The 14,770-nt window shown below is 72.9% G+C and carries 14 protein-coding genes; 8 read left to right on the top strand and 6 right to left on the bottom strand.

Annotated features, from left to right (window positions below; translation table 11 throughout):
- From IE182_RS06640 to IE182_RS06630, 3 genes are all read right to left on the bottom strand, one after another.
- Entirely contained in the window at window positions 1-1,326 is a 1,326-nt protein-coding gene (locus IE182_RS06640; RefSeq protein WP_190108688.1) for an MFS transporter, read from the bottom strand.
- On the bottom strand, window positions 1,323-2,486 hold the full coding sequence (locus IE182_RS06635; protein ID WP_190108687.1) for a PLP-dependent cysteine synthase family protein: 1,164 nt from the start codon (window positions 2,484-2,486) through the stop codon (window positions 1,323-1,325). The genes IE182_RS06640 and IE182_RS06635 overlap by 4 nt, the downstream gene beginning before the upstream one ends.
- Before the next feature lie 237 nt (window positions 2,487-2,723).
- Entirely contained in the window at window positions 2,724-3,197 is a 474-nt protein-coding gene (locus IE182_RS06630) for a hypothetical protein (protein WP_190108686.1), read from the bottom strand.
- A gap of 156 nt (window positions 3,198-3,353) precedes the next feature.
- On the opposite strand from IE182_RS06630, the gene IE182_RS06625 reads away from it, so the two are divergent.
- Window positions 3,354-4,190 (top strand): (2Fe-2S)-binding protein, encoded by an 837-nt coding sequence (locus IE182_RS06625; RefSeq protein ID WP_190108685.1) that lies wholly within the window; start codon window positions 3,354-3,356, stop codon window positions 4,188-4,190.
- On the opposite strand, the gene IE182_RS06620 is transcribed toward IE182_RS06625, so the two are convergent.
- Entirely contained in the window at window positions 4,187-4,999 is an 813-nt protein-coding gene (locus IE182_RS06620; protein ID WP_190108684.1) for an ATP nucleotide 3'-pyrophosphokinase, read from the bottom strand. The genes IE182_RS06625 and IE182_RS06620 overlap by 4 nt on opposite strands.
- Window positions 5,000-5,086: 87 nt before the next feature.
- Window positions 5,087-6,241 carry an alkene reductase gene (locus IE182_RS06615; protein ID WP_190108683.1) on the bottom strand — a complete coding sequence of 385 codons (1,155 nt, stop codon included), beginning with the start codon at window positions 6,239-6,241 and terminating at the stop codon, window positions 5,087-5,089.
- Between the two features lie 86 nt (window positions 6,242-6,327).
- On the opposite strand from IE182_RS06615, the gene IE182_RS06610 reads away from it, so the two are divergent.
- Together IE182_RS06610 and IE182_RS06605 are read left to right on the top strand one after the other, a co-directional pair.
- Complete coding sequence (locus tag IE182_RS06610; RefSeq protein WP_190108682.1) at window positions 6,328-6,708, top strand: MerR family transcriptional regulator; 381 nt, start codon at window positions 6,328-6,330, stop codon at window positions 6,706-6,708.
- Window positions 6,709-6,945: 237 nt separating this feature from the next.
- Window positions 6,946-7,539, top strand: a complete 594-nt coding sequence (locus tag IE182_RS06605) for a hypothetical protein (protein WP_190108681.1) — start codon at window positions 6,946-6,948, stop codon at window positions 7,537-7,539.
- A 106-nt stretch (window positions 7,540-7,645) separates the two neighbouring features.
- Here the strand turns inward: IE182_RS06605 and IE182_RS06600 are convergent, their stop codons facing one another.
- Window positions 7,646-8,659, bottom strand: a complete 1,014-nt coding sequence (locus IE182_RS06600) for an ABC transporter substrate-binding protein (RefSeq protein WP_190108680.1) — start codon at window positions 8,657-8,659, stop codon at window positions 7,646-7,648.
- A gap of 182 nt (window positions 8,660-8,841) precedes the next feature.
- Between IE182_RS06600 and IE182_RS06595 the strand changes: the two genes are divergently transcribed.
- From IE182_RS06595 to IE182_RS06575, 5 genes are all read left to right on the top strand, one after another.
- Window positions 8,842-9,801, top strand: a complete 960-nt coding sequence (locus IE182_RS06595) for a FecCD family ABC transporter permease (RefSeq protein WP_229844620.1) — start codon at window positions 8,842-8,844, stop codon at window positions 9,799-9,801.
- Window positions 9,798-10,898, top strand: a complete 1,101-nt coding sequence (locus tag IE182_RS06590) for a FecCD family ABC transporter permease (protein ID WP_190108679.1) — start codon at window positions 9,798-9,800, stop codon at window positions 10,896-10,898. The genes IE182_RS06595 and IE182_RS06590 overlap by 4 nt, the downstream gene beginning before the upstream one ends.
- The gene (locus IE182_RS06585) at window positions 10,895-11,761 is read left to right on the top strand and encodes an ABC transporter ATP-binding protein (protein WP_190108678.1); all 867 of its coding nucleotides are present in this window, start codon (window positions 10,895-10,897) and stop codon (window positions 11,759-11,761) included. Before IE182_RS06590 ends, IE182_RS06585 begins: the two co-directional genes overlap by 4 nt.
- A 156-nt stretch (window positions 11,762-11,917) precedes the next feature.
- Window positions 11,918-13,270: a diaminobutyrate--2-oxoglutarate transaminase family protein gene (locus tag IE182_RS06580; protein WP_190108677.1), complete on the top strand. Its 1,353-nt coding sequence runs from the start codon at window positions 11,918-11,920 to the stop codon at window positions 13,268-13,270.
- On the top strand, window positions 13,267-14,730 hold the full coding sequence (locus IE182_RS06575) for a pyridoxal phosphate-dependent decarboxylase family protein (RefSeq protein WP_190108676.1): 1,464 nt from the start codon (window positions 13,267-13,269) through the stop codon (window positions 14,728-14,730). Before IE182_RS06580 ends, IE182_RS06575 begins: the two co-directional genes overlap by 4 nt.
- Window positions 14,731-14,770 lie beyond the last annotated feature (40 nt).

The following is a 14,770-nucleotide window of genomic DNA, read 5'->3' as shown; positions in this document are numbered from 1 at the left end:
TCAGCGCCAGGCGGTCGTTCCCTTCGCCATCGAGGGCCCGGGCCGTTCCGGTGGGGCGGCGGGCGCGGCGAGGCGCCCCGTGCGGTGCAGCCCGTGGAGCGCCGCGGCGCAGGCGAGCCCGAGGGCGAGGAGCGCGAGCCAGGGGAGGGCGGCGGCTCCGGCGGCGCGGGCGGCGTCGAGTGCCGCGCCGGTGAGGAGGTTTCCGAGAGTGATGCCGATTCCGCAGATGGTGTTGTAGAGCCCGTAGTGGGTGGCCACCAGGCGGCCGCCGGAGAGCCGGACGATGGTGTCCATCTCGAAGGGGTAGGCGATCATCGTTCCCAGAGCCAGCAGGAGTGCGGCGAGGCACGGCGGCACGGCGGCGAGCAGCCACAGGCCGGGCCCGCCGGCCGGTACGGGCACGGCGGTGGCCAGGAGCAGGGGCACGAACGCCGCGCCCATGGTGAGCAGTCCCCTGCCGAGGGCCCGGCCCGGTTCCCTGCGGGCCTTGCACCAGGCGGTGACCTTGGTCTGGAAGAGGATCGTGCTCAGCCCCGAGACCGCGAAGAGGGCGGCGACGGCCGCGGTGCCGAACGTGCCGTCGCCGCCCAGCCGCCGTACCTCCAGGGGCAGGGCGAGGTAGACCTGGAAGGACAGCACGTACGAGCCGGTCATGGCTGCGGAGAACAGCAGGAAGGGCCGGTTGGCCAGGATGCCGCGCCACTGGGCCCGCAGGCCCTCCGCACCGGGGCCGGCGTCCTCCGTTCCGGCGCCCCGCCGGGCGGGCAGGGAACGGATCTGCACGAGGCTCAGCAGCGCGAAGATGCCGGCGGCGGTCAGGCAGGTGATGCGGAAGCCGACGCCGGTGAGGGCCATGCCTGCCAGCGGCCCGAGCAGGATGCCGGCCTGGTAGAAGACGTTGAACAGCGCGAAGGCTTCCACGCGGCGTTCGCCGGCGTCGGTGGCCAGGTAGGCCCGCACGGCCGGGTTGAACAGGGCGCCCGCGAGACCGGTGGCGGCGGAGGCGGCCAGCAGGGCGGGGAGCGAGTCGACGAGGCCGAGGGCCGCGAAGCCCGCCGTCCGCAGGAGACAGCCGGTGACGATCAGTGGTTTGTAGCCGAACCGGTCGGCCAGGGCGCCGCCGGCCAGGAACATGCCCTGCTGGCTGAAGTTGCGCACGCCCAGCACGAGTCCGACGAGCCATCCGGCCAGGCCGAGCGTTCCGGACAGGTGCGCGGCCAGGTAGGGCATCAGCATGTAGAAGCCGAGGTTGATGGTGAACTGGTTGACCATCAGCAGTTGGACGCTGCGGGGATGGGAGCGTATCTGCGTGAGGGTGTTGTTCACTTCGGACGCTCCTGCGTGCCCGTCCCGGCGGGGGCGCGGTCGCTCCGGGCGTCGTCGTCGGCCGGTGTGGTGCCGGTGAGGGTGAGCGGGTCGACGACGTCGGTGCAGCGTGTCCAGCGGGTGACTTCCTTCTCGTCGAGCCGGCCGACCACCTCCGGTTCGGACGCGGGCGGCTGGTCGAGCAGACCGTGGGCGGCGCAGTAGTCGTCGTCGTAGACGGTGCCGAGGTAGCGCTGCGGGCCGTCGGGGAAGACCGCCGCGATGCGGGTGTCCGCGGGCAGCGTGCGGGCCAGCCAGCCGGCGACCAGGGCGACCGCGCCGACGCTCCAGCCGCCGGTGGCGTAATGGGACGCCGCCAACTGGCGGCAGGTCCACACGGACTCGGCGGGGGCGACCCAGTGGATCTCGGAGAACTGGTCGTACGCGACGTTGCGGGGGTGGATGCTCGAACCGAGGCCGCGCATCAGCCGGGGCCGCGCGGGCTGGCCGAAGATGGTCGAGCCGATGGTGTCGACGCCGACGAGTTGCAGGCCGGGGAAGAGCTGGCGCAGCACGCGCGAGACGCCGGCGGAGTGGCCGCCGGTGCCGACGCTGCACACGAGCACGTCGATGTGGCCGAGCTGGGAGGCCAGTTCGAGGGCGAGGGGCGTGTAGGCGGTGGTGTTGTCCGGGTTGTTGTACTGGTCGGGGGACCACGATCCGGGGTGCCGGGCCAGGAGCCGGGCGACGCGGTCGCGGCGGGCCTGCTGCCAGCCGCCGGTGGGGTGGGGCTCGGAGACGACGTTCACCTGGGCGCCGTAGGCGGTCAGCAGCCGGGTCATCGACCGCTCCAGGCCGGGATCGGTGACGACCGTGACCGGGTGGCCGTGGACCATGCCGGCCAGCGCGAGGCCCAGCCCGAGGGTGCCGCTGCTGGATTCGACGATCCGGCCGCCGGGGCGCAGGTCACCGCGGGCGCGGGCTCGTTCGACCATGTGCAGCCCGGGGCGGTCCTTGATGCCGCCGGGGTTGAAGCCCTCCAGCTTCGCCCAGAACCCGCGGCCGGCAGGGGCCAGCGGCTCGGCCACCCGCAGCACGGGGGTGTTCCCCACCAGTGCGGACATGTCCTGCGCGCGGGCGGATCCCGTGGGGGAGGAGGCAGCAGGGATTGCAGAATGCATGGTTGTCGCTTTCGCTCGATGAGTGTCGGAGGGGGAGTGCTCATCTCGCGCCGGCCCGACCGGGAGAGGACCGTGCTCTCGGGGTGGTCGACGGCGCGGCGGTTACGCCGTGGCCGGTGCGTACGGCACGGCGGACAGGTGTCGGCGCCGGCAATCCGGGCACGCCCGGCCGGCTACGCGCAGGGCGTCGGGCGGTCGGTGAGAGCTTCGTGCGCCGGTTGCGGCAGGTGAGCGGGCCTAGATCCGCAGGACCGTCGAGCCGCCTGTCGTCGGCGGGTGCTCCATGGCGTCACCGGCCCCGGTCGTGCCCGTCACCGACGGATGCGGCGGCGCGGAGACGCCTCGGCACGACAGGCAGGAGAGGGGGAGGCCGACGCCGTGCTGCGGCTGGCCGGACATGCAGGTCTGTGCGGTGTGGCCGGGCTCGTGACCGTCATGCCCCTGGACGCCGCAGCGGTCCCCGGCCGCGTCGCCGGTCGCACCGCCGCTCGTGGGCTGCACCGGCCCGGACGGCCCGGGGCCGTCCGGGGCCGGGGCCTGGAAGGACGACGCGGCCGAGAGCGCGGAGACATGGCCTTCGGCGGATTCCGCACTCAGCCCGTGGGTGTAGAGCAGCCCCAGAAGCAACGCGGCCCACCACAGCATGCGCCGCGGACCCACCCGGGACGAGCGGGAGCGCAGCACACAGGAGGTGGGCCGGGCTGTGACCATGCCGTGATCGTACGGCTTTTCGTGTGGCCTGCCTATAGGGATGGCGGCCAGGGGACGCGGGTGGCGCAGGTGGCGGGCACTCGCTTGCGCGTTCGCTGCTGTTAAGGTAAGCCTTACCTACTCCGTATCGACATCGATCACCCTCTGGGGGACTCCGTGACGACTGCAGTTGCCGCTTCCGGAACGGTTGCCGTTCCCGGGGCAGCCGGCCGCGTGGACGTCCTCCGGGAGACCTACGCGCGGTTGACGGACGTGCTGCAGCCCCTCGTCCGCCTGGACGTGACGTCCCGGGCGCACGGTGCACAGGTCACCGGCGAGCGGCTCGTCCAGGACGCAACCCTTAGGGAGTGGCTCGTCGACATGGCGGGCCGGCGGATCGCCGACGACCACGGGGTGACGCCCCGTCGGGACGTCGCGGCCCTGGACGTGCTGCACCAGTACGCCTTCCTGGCCACGTCGGCCATGAGCGGGCCGTGGTTCCTGGAGCGGCGCGTGCCGTGGGTCGGGCCGGACGGCATCGGGTACGACGCGGCGTCGGGCTCCCTCACCGTCTCCCCCTCCTACATCAGCTGCCTGCCCGACGACCCGGCCGCCGGGCTGCCCGGCGTCCGCGTCGTCGCGGACGAGGAGCAGCTGCGCACGGTGCTGCGCCACGCCGTCGCCCACCACCTCGGACCGGTCCTGGAGGAGTTCCGGCCATTGCTGCGCCGGGGGCCCCGCGCGGTGTGGGGCCTGGCGACCGACGAGCTCGCCGAGAGCGTCTGGTACGTGGGCCGGATGACCGGCCAGGAGCGCCGTGCGGTGGAGGCGGCGAACGTGCTGCTGCCGGGCCGCACCGCGCCCTTCGTGGGCGTGGCCGGCTTCCGGCCCGCTGCGGACGCGGCCGAGGCGGCGACGGGCGAGGCCGCCCGCACCCGGAACACCTGCTGCATGTGGTACACGCTCGGCCCGGAGAAGGTCTGCGTCACCTGCCCGCGCCGCAAGCAGGGCTAGAGCGGGCGCTCCACGGGCAGCGCGGGCCGCCGGGGGGCGGGAGCGGAGAGCCGGTCGGCTCCCTGTGGCACGGGAACCGCGGCGAAGATGGCGTCCTGCTGTTCCTGGAGCTCCTTGGCCCGTTCGGGAGTGGTGCCGGGCAGGCGCTGCTCCTCGTACAGCTTGTGCGTGACCTCCTGGGCGTACTTGCTCGCCGGAGTGTGGAACTGGACCTCGAAGAGGTGCCCGGAGAAGGGTGCCTTCCAGGCCGAGTTGATCCCCTTGTAGCCCTTGGGCCGGCCCCACGTGTTGGACCACTTGGCGCTGTCGTTGCCCCATACGGACAGCAGGTGCGAGGCCGTGGCGACGCCGGTGGCGTAGCGGCCGTCGGGCCACTGCAGGGTGTAGCGCACCGAGTCCTTGATGTCGGCCAGGGCCTCGTTCACGCTCTGCCCCTGATGTTCCTTCAGGGACGTGGCGACCTTGCGCTTGAGCGAGTCCGGCGACTTCAGGCGGTGGTCGAAGCCGACCAGCTCGGCCGAGCTGAGCCGCGCGGCGGCCCGCACCTGGGGGCTGATGGCACGCTCGGCCTTCCTGGCCTGCGCCACGAACGCGTCGACGCGGGCGTTGTCCGCGGCGTTCAGCTCCAGACCGCCCTCGCCGTGCCAGCCGCCCCCGTCGTCGGCCCGGCCGGCCTTGCCCACCTTGTCGGTGAGGGATGCCGCCGTCTGTACGGCCGCGGCCTGGGCGCCGGGAGCCGTGCCCAGGCCGAGTGCCAGGGCGAGCGCGGCCGCGGCCACGGTGCGGGACGTCAAGGTGCCGACGTTCATGGGCGTTCTCGTTCCTCTCCCCAAGGGCGGTCCCGCGTGCTGTCCTCGCGGGGCTGACCGCATCCGGTGACTATTCCACCGGCTGGATCAACGGACCACTGCGTCCAGAGGGAACGGCTGGGTGGCCTGCGTCTTCCGGCCAGGTGCGGTGAGCGTGGGGTAGTCGGTGTAACCGGTGGCTCCGCCCACGTACATCGTGTACTTGTCGCGCACCGGGTTGAGGGGCGCGTCGACGCGGAGGCGTTCGACGAGGTCGGGGTTGGCGAGGAAGCCACGGCCCAGGGAGATCAGGTCGGCCCCCGCGTCCAGCAGGCGTTCCCCGGCGCTGCGTCCGCCGTCGGCGGGCAGCGGGGCCGGCCAGCCCAGGTCCGGGTTGGCCATCAGGACGCCGGGCCAGGCGTCGCGGACCGTGGCGAAGAGAGGGTTGGCGGGGTTGGCGAATTCGAGGTGGAGGTAGGCCAGGTCCATGTCCGCGAGGGCTTCGAGGAGTGCGGGGTAGAGGTGCCGGGTGTCGCCTTCCTCGATGCCGTTGACGGTGTTGGCCGGAGAGATGCGCACGCCCACCCGCTCGGGGCCTATCGCATCGGCCACGGCGCGGGTCACCTCCACCGCGAAGCGGATGCGGTTCGCCACCGGGCCGCCGTAGCCGTCGGTGCGGTGATTGGTGTTGCGTGCCATGAACTGGTGGAGGAGCTGCCCGTTGGCGGCGTGCACCTCCACGCCGGCGAAGCCCGCCGCGACGGCGTTGCGGGCGGCCCGGGCGAAGTCGGCGACCGTGGACCGGATGTCCAGTGCGGTCATCTCGCGAGGCGTGACGGAGGGCACGCGCCCGTCGGGGGTGTGGATCGTCTCCGGGAGCGGAACGGGGGAGGGCGCAACGGGAGTCAGTCCGCTGGTGAGCGGGTGGCCGATCCGGCCCCCGTGCTGGAGCTGCAGGAACATCCTGCCGCCCGCCGAGCGCACCGCCTCGGTCACGCCCCGCCACCCGGCCACGTGCGCCGGGCTGTGGATCGCGGGGATATGGGGGTAGGTCTGGCCCACGGCGTTCGGCGTGGTGCCCTCGGCGATGATCAGGCCGGCCGAGGCGCGCTGTGCGTAGTACGCGGTCATGAGGGACCCGGGGACGCCGTCGGCCCCGGCCCGGTTCCGGGTGAGCGGTGCCATGACCAGGCGGTTGGGCAGGTGGAGGGGGCCGAGGCGGGTGGGCTGGAAGAGGCTGGAGTCTACGGTCGTCTGCGTCATGCCCGTACCGTAGGAACTGACACAGGTGTCAGGTTCAAGTGCGGGGCGCGGCGGATGCGGCCGGGCCGCACGGACGAGGGGGACGGATGCGGATCGGAGAACTGGCCGAGCGCACGGGCGTGAGCGAACGCTCACTGCGCTATTACGAGAAGCAGGGACTGCTCACGGCCGAGCGGACCCCGGGCGGTCACCGCGAGTTCGGCGAGTGGGCCGTCGACCGGGTCATCCGCATCCAGGCCCTCTTCGCCGCAGGCCTGAGCAGTACGAAGATCGGGCAGTTGCTCCCCTGCATGCGGGACGCGGACGGGGGGCCGTCCGCGCGGGCGACGGGACGGCTCGTCGCCGAACTGGCCGAGGAACGCGAGCGGATGGACCTGCTGATCAGGGACCTGATCCGCTCCCGGGACGTCCTGGACGAGGCGATCGGCATGGCGGCCCGGCCTCATGAGGAGCTCGTCGGACCCTGAGCCCGGCCCCGCCCTCCCACGTCACCGTGCGCGCCCCGGAAGCATCTCCGCAGGCAATCCCCGCAGGCATCACCGGAACGCACCCCTCCGTATAAGTGGCCGAATCTGCTCTGGCAAGATCGTGCACCGCATCGTGCATCCGGCCGCCCGGGCGACCCGCTTCGGCCGGGCACGGGGAACAACCAACGGGGAAAGAGAGAAGAGACGCGCGCGTGGACTCGTGCCGTCCCGGCGACCGTGGGTGCCCTGGCGCTCACCCTGGCGCTGACCGGCTGTAACGATTCGGGTTCCGGGAAGAAGAGCCACGGCGGCTCCAGCTCCGGTTCGTCCGGCTCCCGTTCCGACGCGAAGGCGAAGGACGAGAAGAAGACCTACCGCCTGGGCGAGGCCAGCCCGGAGCAGGAAAGCGCCAAGCAGGCGTCCGACGGGGCCAAGTTCACCGTCACGCCGACCAAGGTGGAGACCGGCACCAAGGCCGACATGGACAACTCCGGCCTCAAGAAGGACGACGAGAAGGACGGCGCGAAGATCCCCGTCTACGTCTGGTCGACGCTCACCCACAAGAGCGGCAAGCCCATGGAGCTCGGCGACATGGACGACGACCTGGTCGTCCGCACCGACAAGGGCCAGCGCACCCGTGCCCTCATCGTCATCATGGGCGAGGCGAAGTGGCCCAACTGCCCGGCGACGGACCGCAGCAAGCAGATGAACCCGGGCCAGTCGGCGGAGGTCTGCACCGCCTTCCTCATCCCGGAGGGCCAGAAGGCGGCAGCGGTGGAGGTGACCCGCGGCTGGTACAAGGAGCCGCTGGAGTGGCCGGTCGCTTCCTGACCGACCGTCGCCCCCGGCGCGGGAAGGCCGGCCGCTCCCTCCCGGGAGCGGCCGGCCTTCCGGTTCTCGCACCGCCTCGTCGCGAGGCGTGGCGCGGCCGGTGCCGTCAGGCGCGGGCGGCGTCGACGTCGTACGTCTTGGCGACGTCGTCGAGGACCGAGTTGGCGCCGTAGAGGCCCACGGCGAGCATCCAGGTGATGTCGTTGGCCTCGTGGACCTGGCCCTTGAGCTGCTTCCAGAGCGGGTTGGCCTGGAACTTCTCCTGGCTCTTCTTCGAGGCGCCCTGCGGGTCGGGGTAGGCGGTGACGAAAATGTCGTCCGCGTCGACCTTCTTGATCTGCTCCTCGGAGATGTCGGCGTTGAAGCCGGTGCCCTTGGCGTCCTCGGGCTTGCCGAAGCCGAGGTCCTTCACGATGACACCGATGTAGGTGTCCTCCTTGTACAGGCGCGTCGGGCCGTCGACGAAGCGGACGACGGAGACGGAGGGGTTGGAACCCTTCTTCTTGCGGACGGCCTCGCCGACCGCCTTGGCGCGCTTGTCGAAGGCGGCGACCTTCTCGTCGGCGAGCTGCTCCTTGCCGAGCGCCTTGCCGACGAGCTTGAGGTTGTCCTTCCACGTCGCGCCGGTGTCCTCGGTGAAGACGGTGGGCGCGATGCCCGACAGCTGCTTGTACAGCTTCTCGTGACGGACCTTCGCGGAGAGGATCAGGTCCGGCTTGAGAGCCTGGATCTTCTCCAGGCTGGGCTCTTCGAGCATGCCGACCGGCTTGGCCTTGCCGCCGTACTTGGCCGCGTCGTCACCGAAGTAGGCGGGCAGCTTCTCGTCGGGGGAGGCGAAGGTCGTGTAGCCGACGACCTCCGACTGCAGGGCCAGCGTGGCGTCGACGAACGTCATGTCCAGCGCCACCACGCGCTTCGGAGCCTTCTTCAACTCCGTCTTGCCCATGGCGTGGTCGATGGTGCGCGGGAACGCAGCGCCGACGGCGGACGAGGACTTGTCGCCCTTGTCGTCCGTATCCTTGTCCGAGCCGCCGCCACAGGCGGCGGTGGCGAGCAAGCCTGCGGTGACAGCGACGGCTCCGACAGTGCGGCTGAAACGACTGAGCCACTTGGCTCTCATCGGCGAGGTCCCTTCATCTGTTCGCGTTGTGCGCCATAAGGATAGGCTCACCTAAGTGGCCAAAATTCGCCGTGGAGGGGATCGTGATCGAAGCGCTACCTGCGCCACCCGTAAAAAAGGGGAGGATGCAGCAGGTTGCGTCCGAAAGGGCAAGAAAACGGCGAATATGGACATTCGTCTTGGTGGGGCTGCTCGCCCTGGCGGTGCTGCTCAGCATCGGGCTGGGCGCCCAGCCGCTCGGCCCGGGCCAGATCTGGCACGGACTGTGGAGCGCCTCCGGCACCGAAGGGGACGTCATCGTCCGCTCGCTGCGCCTGCCCAGGACCGTGACCGCCCTCGTCGCCGGTCTCGCGCTGGGCGCCGCGGGAGCCCTGATGCAGGGGCACACCCGTAACCCCATCGCCGACCCCGTCCTCCTCGGCATCAGCGCCGGCGCGGGCATGGGCGTCGTGGCGTCCCTCTTCCTGATCGGCGTCAGCAGCCTGTACGGCTATGTGTGGTTCGGATTCCTCGGGGCCGCGCTCGCCGGCACCTTGGTGTACGCGGTGGGCGCGCTCACCCGCGGCGGTGCCACGCCCGTGACCCTCGCCCTGGCCGGCGCCGCCGTCCACGCCCTGTTCACGGCGCTCACCGCCGGCATGGTGCTCTTCGACCGGCAGGCCCTGGAGACCTACCGCTTCTGGACGGTGGGCTCGGTCAGCGGACAGCCCCTCGGCCTCACCCTGCAGGCCCTGCCGTTCATCGCGGTCGGACTGGCACTGGCCGCGCTGAACACCCCCGGCCTGAACGCGCTCTCGCTCGGCGAGGACGTGGCCCGGATGCTCGGCGTGCGCATCGGGCTGAACCGGGCGCTGGGCATGGCGGCCATCACGCTGCTGACCGGCACGGCGGTGGCCGTGTGCGGGCCCATCGGGTTCGTCGGCCTGGTCGGCACGCACATCGCCCGGTACCTCTCCGGGCCCGACTACCGCTGGATCGTGGCCCAGGCCGCGCTGATCGGCGCGACCCTCATGCTCACGGCGGACACCCTCGGGCGGCTGGTGGCCCGCCCCGGGGAGCTGCAGGTGGGCATCATGCTGGCGCTCATCGGCGCGCCGGTCTTCATCCAGCTCGTACGCCGCCGCCAGGCGGTGAGGATATGAGCGACACCTCGACACGGAACGGCGCGCCCGGGGCCGTCGTCCCCGGGCGCATTCCCCTGCGGGCCGGGCCCGTCTCCCTGGTGTGGCGCCCGCGCACCCTGTTCGTTCCGCTGCTGACGCTCGGCGTCCTCTTCCTCGGGGTGCTCGTCAACTGCGGCCGCGGTGACATCGACATCCCGGTCGGCGACGTGGCCCAGGCCCTCTTCGGCGGCGGGGACGAAGGCAACCGCATGGTGGTGACGGAGCTGCGCCTGCCCCGCTCGGTGACGGGCCTGCTCGTCGGCGCCGCGCTGGCGCTGGCCGGGGCCGTCATCCAGGGACTCGCCCGCAACCCCCTCGCGAGCCCGGACATCCTGGGCATCACGGCGGGTTCGGGCGTCGGCGCGGTGACCGTCATCGTCTTCGGCGGCGCCTACGGCGGCGTCGGCGGCACCCTCGCCAGCGTCGGCATCCCCACCGCCGCGATGGCGGGCGGACTGCTGGCGGCCGTGGCCGTCTACGCGCTGGCCGTGCGGCGCGGCCTGTCCGGCTACCGCGTGCTGCTGGTGGGCGTGGGCGTCAACGCCATCCTCACCAGCGTGCTGTCGTGGCTGCTGCTCAAGGCCGACATCGTCGACGCCGGGCGTGCGCTGTTGTGGCTCAACGGCAGCCTCAACGGCGCCTCGTGGGACACCCTGCAGCCGGTCATGTGGACGCTGCTGGTGCTCATGCCCGTGGCCCTGCTGCTCTCCTTCCCCTTCGGCGCGCTCGTCTTCGACGACGACACCGCCCGCGGCCTCGGCGTCCGCATGACGGCGACCCGGGTGGCGCTGCTGTTCACGGCCGTGCTGCTGACCGCCGCCGCGACCGCCGCCGCGGGGCCGATCGCCTTCGTGGCGCTGGCCTGCCCGCAGCTCGCGGTCCGGCTGCTGCGCACGGGCACGCCGCCGCTGCTCGCCTCCGCGCTGATCGGCGCGGCGGTCACGGTCTGGGCCGACGTGCTCGGGCGCACCGCCTTCGGAAACATCGAACTGCCCGTCGGCGTCCTCACCGCCGCACTGGGTGCCCCGTACCTGCTGTACTTGCTCATTCGGAGCGGAAGGGCCCGCACGTCATGACCGAGACCACCCGTACCCCGTCCGCGGCACCGCAGGACGCCGGCGCCGTGCGCCCCGAGGTGCGGTTGCGCGCCGAGGGGCTGACGCTCTCCTACGGAGAGCGGACGGTCGTGCGCGAGCTCGACCTCGACATCACCAACGGCACGGTCACGGCCATCATCGGGCCGAACGGCTGTGGCAAGTCCACGCTCCTGCGGGCCTTCGGGCGGCTGATGAAGCCCACCGCGGGGACCGTCCTGCTCGACGGCCGGCCCATCCACGGCATCCCCACGCGCGAGGTCGCCGAACGCGTGGGCCTGCTCCCGCAGTCGCCGGCGGCCCCCGAGGGGCTGAGCGTCGCCGACCTGGTGGCGCGCGGACGGCACCCGCACCAGAGCTGGTACCGGCGGTGGTCCTCGGACGACGAGGCGGCCGTCGAGCAGGCCCTGCGCGCCACGGGGATGTTCGAGCTGGCGGAGCGGACGCTGGACGAGCTGTCCGGCGGACAGCGGCAGCGCGCCTGGATCGCGATGGCGCTCGCCCAGGAGACCGAGCTGCTGCTGCTGGACGAGCCGACCAACCACCTCGACCTGGCGCACCAGATCGAGGTCCTGGACCTCGTGCGCGAGCTGCACCTGACGACGGGCCGCACCGTGGTCGTGGTGCTGCACGACCTCTCGCTCGCGGCGCGGTACGCCGACCGGCTGGTGGCGATGAAGGACGGGCGGGTGGTCGCCCAGGGCGCGCCGTCCGAGGTGCTCACCGAGGACCTGGTGGCGGAGGTCTTCGGGCTGCGCGCCCGGGTCCGGCTCGACGAGGAGACGGGCTCCCCGCTCGTCATTCCGCTGAGCCGGCACGGGGCCAAGGCGGCTGACGGGGCGTGAGGTCCTGCGGGGCCGGGGCGGTGCACGCAGGGTGAGAGTTGCACACGGCAGGCAATAGGTTAGCCTTACCTAAGTCGGTGGGTGGCGAGAAAGCACCTCCCCCCACCGGGCTTCACTCTGCCCGCCCAGCTCCGCTCGTGACCGAAGGATCCCACCATGCTGCGTGCTCGTCTCCTCGACCGACAGGCGCAACGTGAGTCCGCTGCCCGCACCTACGCCCGGTCCATCCCGGTGGCGCCCGTCGCCGCCTCCGGCGCCGAGGTGACCGGAGCCGACGGCCGTACGTACCTCGACTGTCTCTCCGGTGCGGGCACCCTCGCCCTCGGCCACAACCACCCGGACGTCGTCGCCGCGTTGCAGGACGTCATCGGCTCCGGCGCCCCGCTGCACGCCCTCGACATGATCACCCCGCAGAAGGACGCCTTCAGCGAGGAACTGCTCAAGCGGCTCCCCGGCACGCTGCACAACAACGCCAAGCTCCACTTCTGCAGCCCGGCCGGCACCGACGCCGTCGAGGCGGCGCTCAAGCTGGCCCGCAACGCCACCGGCCGCCAGGGCATCTTCGCCTTCACCGGCGCCTACCACGGCATGACGCTCGGCGCGTCCTCGGTGTCCGGCCCCGGCCGGATGCGCCGCGGCTCGGCCGAGTTCGGGCCGGCCGAGACTCAGCCCGTGACCCGGCTGCCCTACCCGTACGGCTACCGCTGCCCGTTCGGCGTCGGCGCCGACGAGGCGGGCGTGCTCTCCGCCCGCCTGATGGAGAGCTACATCACCGACCCCAGCAGCGGCGTCGGCAAGCCCGCCGCCGTCATCCTCGAAGTCATCCAGGGCGAAGGCGGCGTCGTGCCCGGCCCCGACGCGTGGCTGCGCGAGGTGCGCCGCATCACCGCCGAGCACGGCATCCTCCTCATCATCGACGAGGTGCAGACCGGCATCGGCCGCACCGGCGACTTCTGGGCCTGCGAGCGCGCCGGCGTCACCCCCGACATCCTCGTCACCTCCAAGGCCGTGGGCGGCGGCCTGCCGCTGGCGCTCATCGCCTACCGCCCCGACCTCGACACCTGGCAGCCGGGCGACCACACCGGCACCTTCCGGGGCAACACCCTGGCCATGGTCGCCGGCGAGGTCACCCTGCGGACCATAGCCGAGCAGCAACTGGCCGAGCACGCCGCCAAGCTGGGCGAGCGGATCCGCGCCGGCCTGCGCGAGCTGGCCGCCGACCACCCGCAGATCGCCGAGGTCCGCGGCCGCGGCCTGATGATCGGCGCCGAGCTCGTCGACCCCGCCGCCGAGCCGGACGCCCTCGGCTCCCGCCCCGGCAACCCGGCGTTCGCCCGCTCCCTGCAGCAGGCGTGCCTGGAGCGCGGCCTCATCCTCGAACTCGGCGGCCGCGGCGACACCGTGCTGCGCCTGCTGCCCCCGCTGGTCCTCACCGACGAGCAGGCCGACGCCGTGCTGAACCGCATCGCCGATGCGCTGTCCGCCGTCGCCGCGGAGCGTGCCGCATGAGCCAGGCCCCCCGCCCCGACGCCGTCGCCGACCCCGCGTCCCCGCACGCCCTGCGCCGGCTGACCTCCGTCGCGCTCGACGCCCTGGCCGACGGCGCCGCCGCCCGCGGCGGCCCGCTGCCGGCCGGCGGCCCGGACACGGTCGCCGCCCGCACCCGCGCCCTGTGCGCACCCGTCCTGCCCGACGAGGGCGTGGGCGCGGAAAACGCCCTCTACGGCATCGCCCGCGCGGCCGCCGAGGGCGCCGCCGACCCCTCCGACCCGCACTGCGTGGCCCACCTGCACTGCCCGCCGCTCGCGGTCGCCGCGGCGGCGGACCTGGTCGCCTCCGCGCTCAACCCGTCGATGGACTCCTGGGACCAGGCGCCCGCCGCCGCGGTCATCGAGGAGGAGGTCACCGCCGCCCTCGCGCACCTGGTGTACGCGGGCCGCCCGGAGCCCGACGCGGTCATCACCAGCGGCGGTACCGAATCCAACCTGGTCGCCCTGCTCCTGGCCCGGGAGCGGGCCCGCGCCACCGGCGCCCGGGCACTGCAGGTGTTCGTCGGCGCCAACGCGCACCACAGCGTGCGCAGGGCCGCGTGGATGCTCGGCCTGCCCACCCCGGTCGTCGTGGACTGCCCCGGCGGCCGGATGAGCCCGGCGGCACTGGACCGGGCGCTGGCCGACTGCGGCCCGGGCCCCGCCCTGGTCGTCGCCACGGCCGGCACCACGGACGAGGGCCTCATCGACCCGCTGCCCGAACTCGCCGACGTGGCGCGCACGCACGGCGCCGAGCTGCACGTCGATGCGGCCTACGGCGGACCCCTGCTCTTCAGCGAGCGGCTCGCGCCCCGCCTGGCCGGCATCGAGCACGCGGTGTCGGTCACGTACGACCTGCACAAGCTGGGCTGGCAGCCGGTCGCCGCCGGGGTGCTCGCGGTCGCCGACGCCGCCCTGCTGGAGCCGCTGTCGCTGACCGCGGACTACCTCAACGCCGACGACGACACCGAGGCCGGCCTGCCCGACCTGCTCGGCCGCTCCATCCGCACCTCGCGCCGCCCCGACGTCCTGAAGATCGCGGCGACCCTGCGCGCCCTCGGCCGACGGGGCATGGGCGCCACGGTGGAGCACTGCGTCGGGACCGCCGCGGAGTTCGCCCGCGCCGTCGACGACCACCCGGCGCTGCGCCTGCGGGCCGGCAGCCCCGGCATCAGCACCGTGCTGTTCCGGCCGGTGGCCGCCGACGCGCTGCCCCGCGAGGCGGGCGACGAGCTCGTCGCCGCCGTCCGGCGGGACCTGCTCGCCGAGGGACGGGCCGTCCTGGGCCGCGCCCTGGTGGCCGACGCCGACGGCACCCCTCGCCTGTGGCTGAAGGTGACGCTCCTTCACCCGCGCACCACCGCGGACGACCTGGGCGACCTCCTCAAGCTCGTCACCGAGCGGGCCGAGGCCCCCACGGCGGCCGGCATCGGCGGCTAGCGGTTCCGGGCGCGGCTTGGAATGCCGCCGGGAATGATTT

It is taken from the genome of Streptomyces cinnamoneus (assembly GCF_014650495.1).
GTDB classification, from domain to species: domain Bacteria; phylum Actinomycetota; class Actinomycetes; order Streptomycetales; family Streptomycetaceae; genus Streptomyces; species Streptomyces cinnamoneus.
The sequence above is the reverse complement of the archived record's forward strand: the minus strand, read 5'-3'. Positions and strand labels throughout refer to the sequence as shown.

Coding starts and splice junctions, on each gene's coding strand:
- IE182_RS06635 (WP_190108687.1), bottom strand. CDS start 2,486: ATGCATTCTGCAATCCCTGCTGCCTCCTCCCCCACGGGATCCGCCCGC.
- IE182_RS06630 (WP_190108686.1), bottom strand. CDS start 3,197: ATGGTCACAGCCCGGCCCACCTCCTGTGTGCTGCGCTCCCGCTCGTCC.
- IE182_RS06620 (WP_190108684.1), bottom strand. CDS start 4,999: ATGAACGTCGGCACCTTGACGTCCCGCACCGTGGCCGCGGCCGCGCTC.
- IE182_RS06615 (WP_190108683.1), bottom strand. CDS start 6,241: ATGACGCAGACGACCGTAGACTCCAGCCTCTTCCAGCCCACCCGCCTC.
- IE182_RS06610 (WP_190108682.1), top strand. CDS start 6,328: ATGCGGATCGGAGAACTGGCCGAGCGCACGGGCGTGAGCGAACGCTCA.
- IE182_RS06600 (WP_190108680.1), bottom strand. CDS start 8,659: ATGAGAGCCAAGTGGCTCAGTCGTTTCAGCCGCACTGTCGGAGCCGTC.
- IE182_RS06590 (WP_190108679.1), top strand. CDS start 9,798: ATGAGCGACACCTCGACACGGAACGGCGCGCCCGGGGCCGTCGTCCCC.
- IE182_RS06585 (WP_190108678.1), top strand. CDS start 10,895: ATGACCGAGACCACCCGTACCCCGTCCGCGGCACCGCAGGACGCCGGC.
- IE182_RS06580 (WP_190108677.1), top strand. CDS start 11,918: ATGCTGCGTGCTCGTCTCCTCGACCGACAGGCGCAACGTGAGTCCGCT.
- IE182_RS06575 (WP_190108676.1), top strand. CDS start 13,267: ATGAGCCAGGCCCCCCGCCCCGACGCCGTCGCCGACCCCGCGTCCCCG.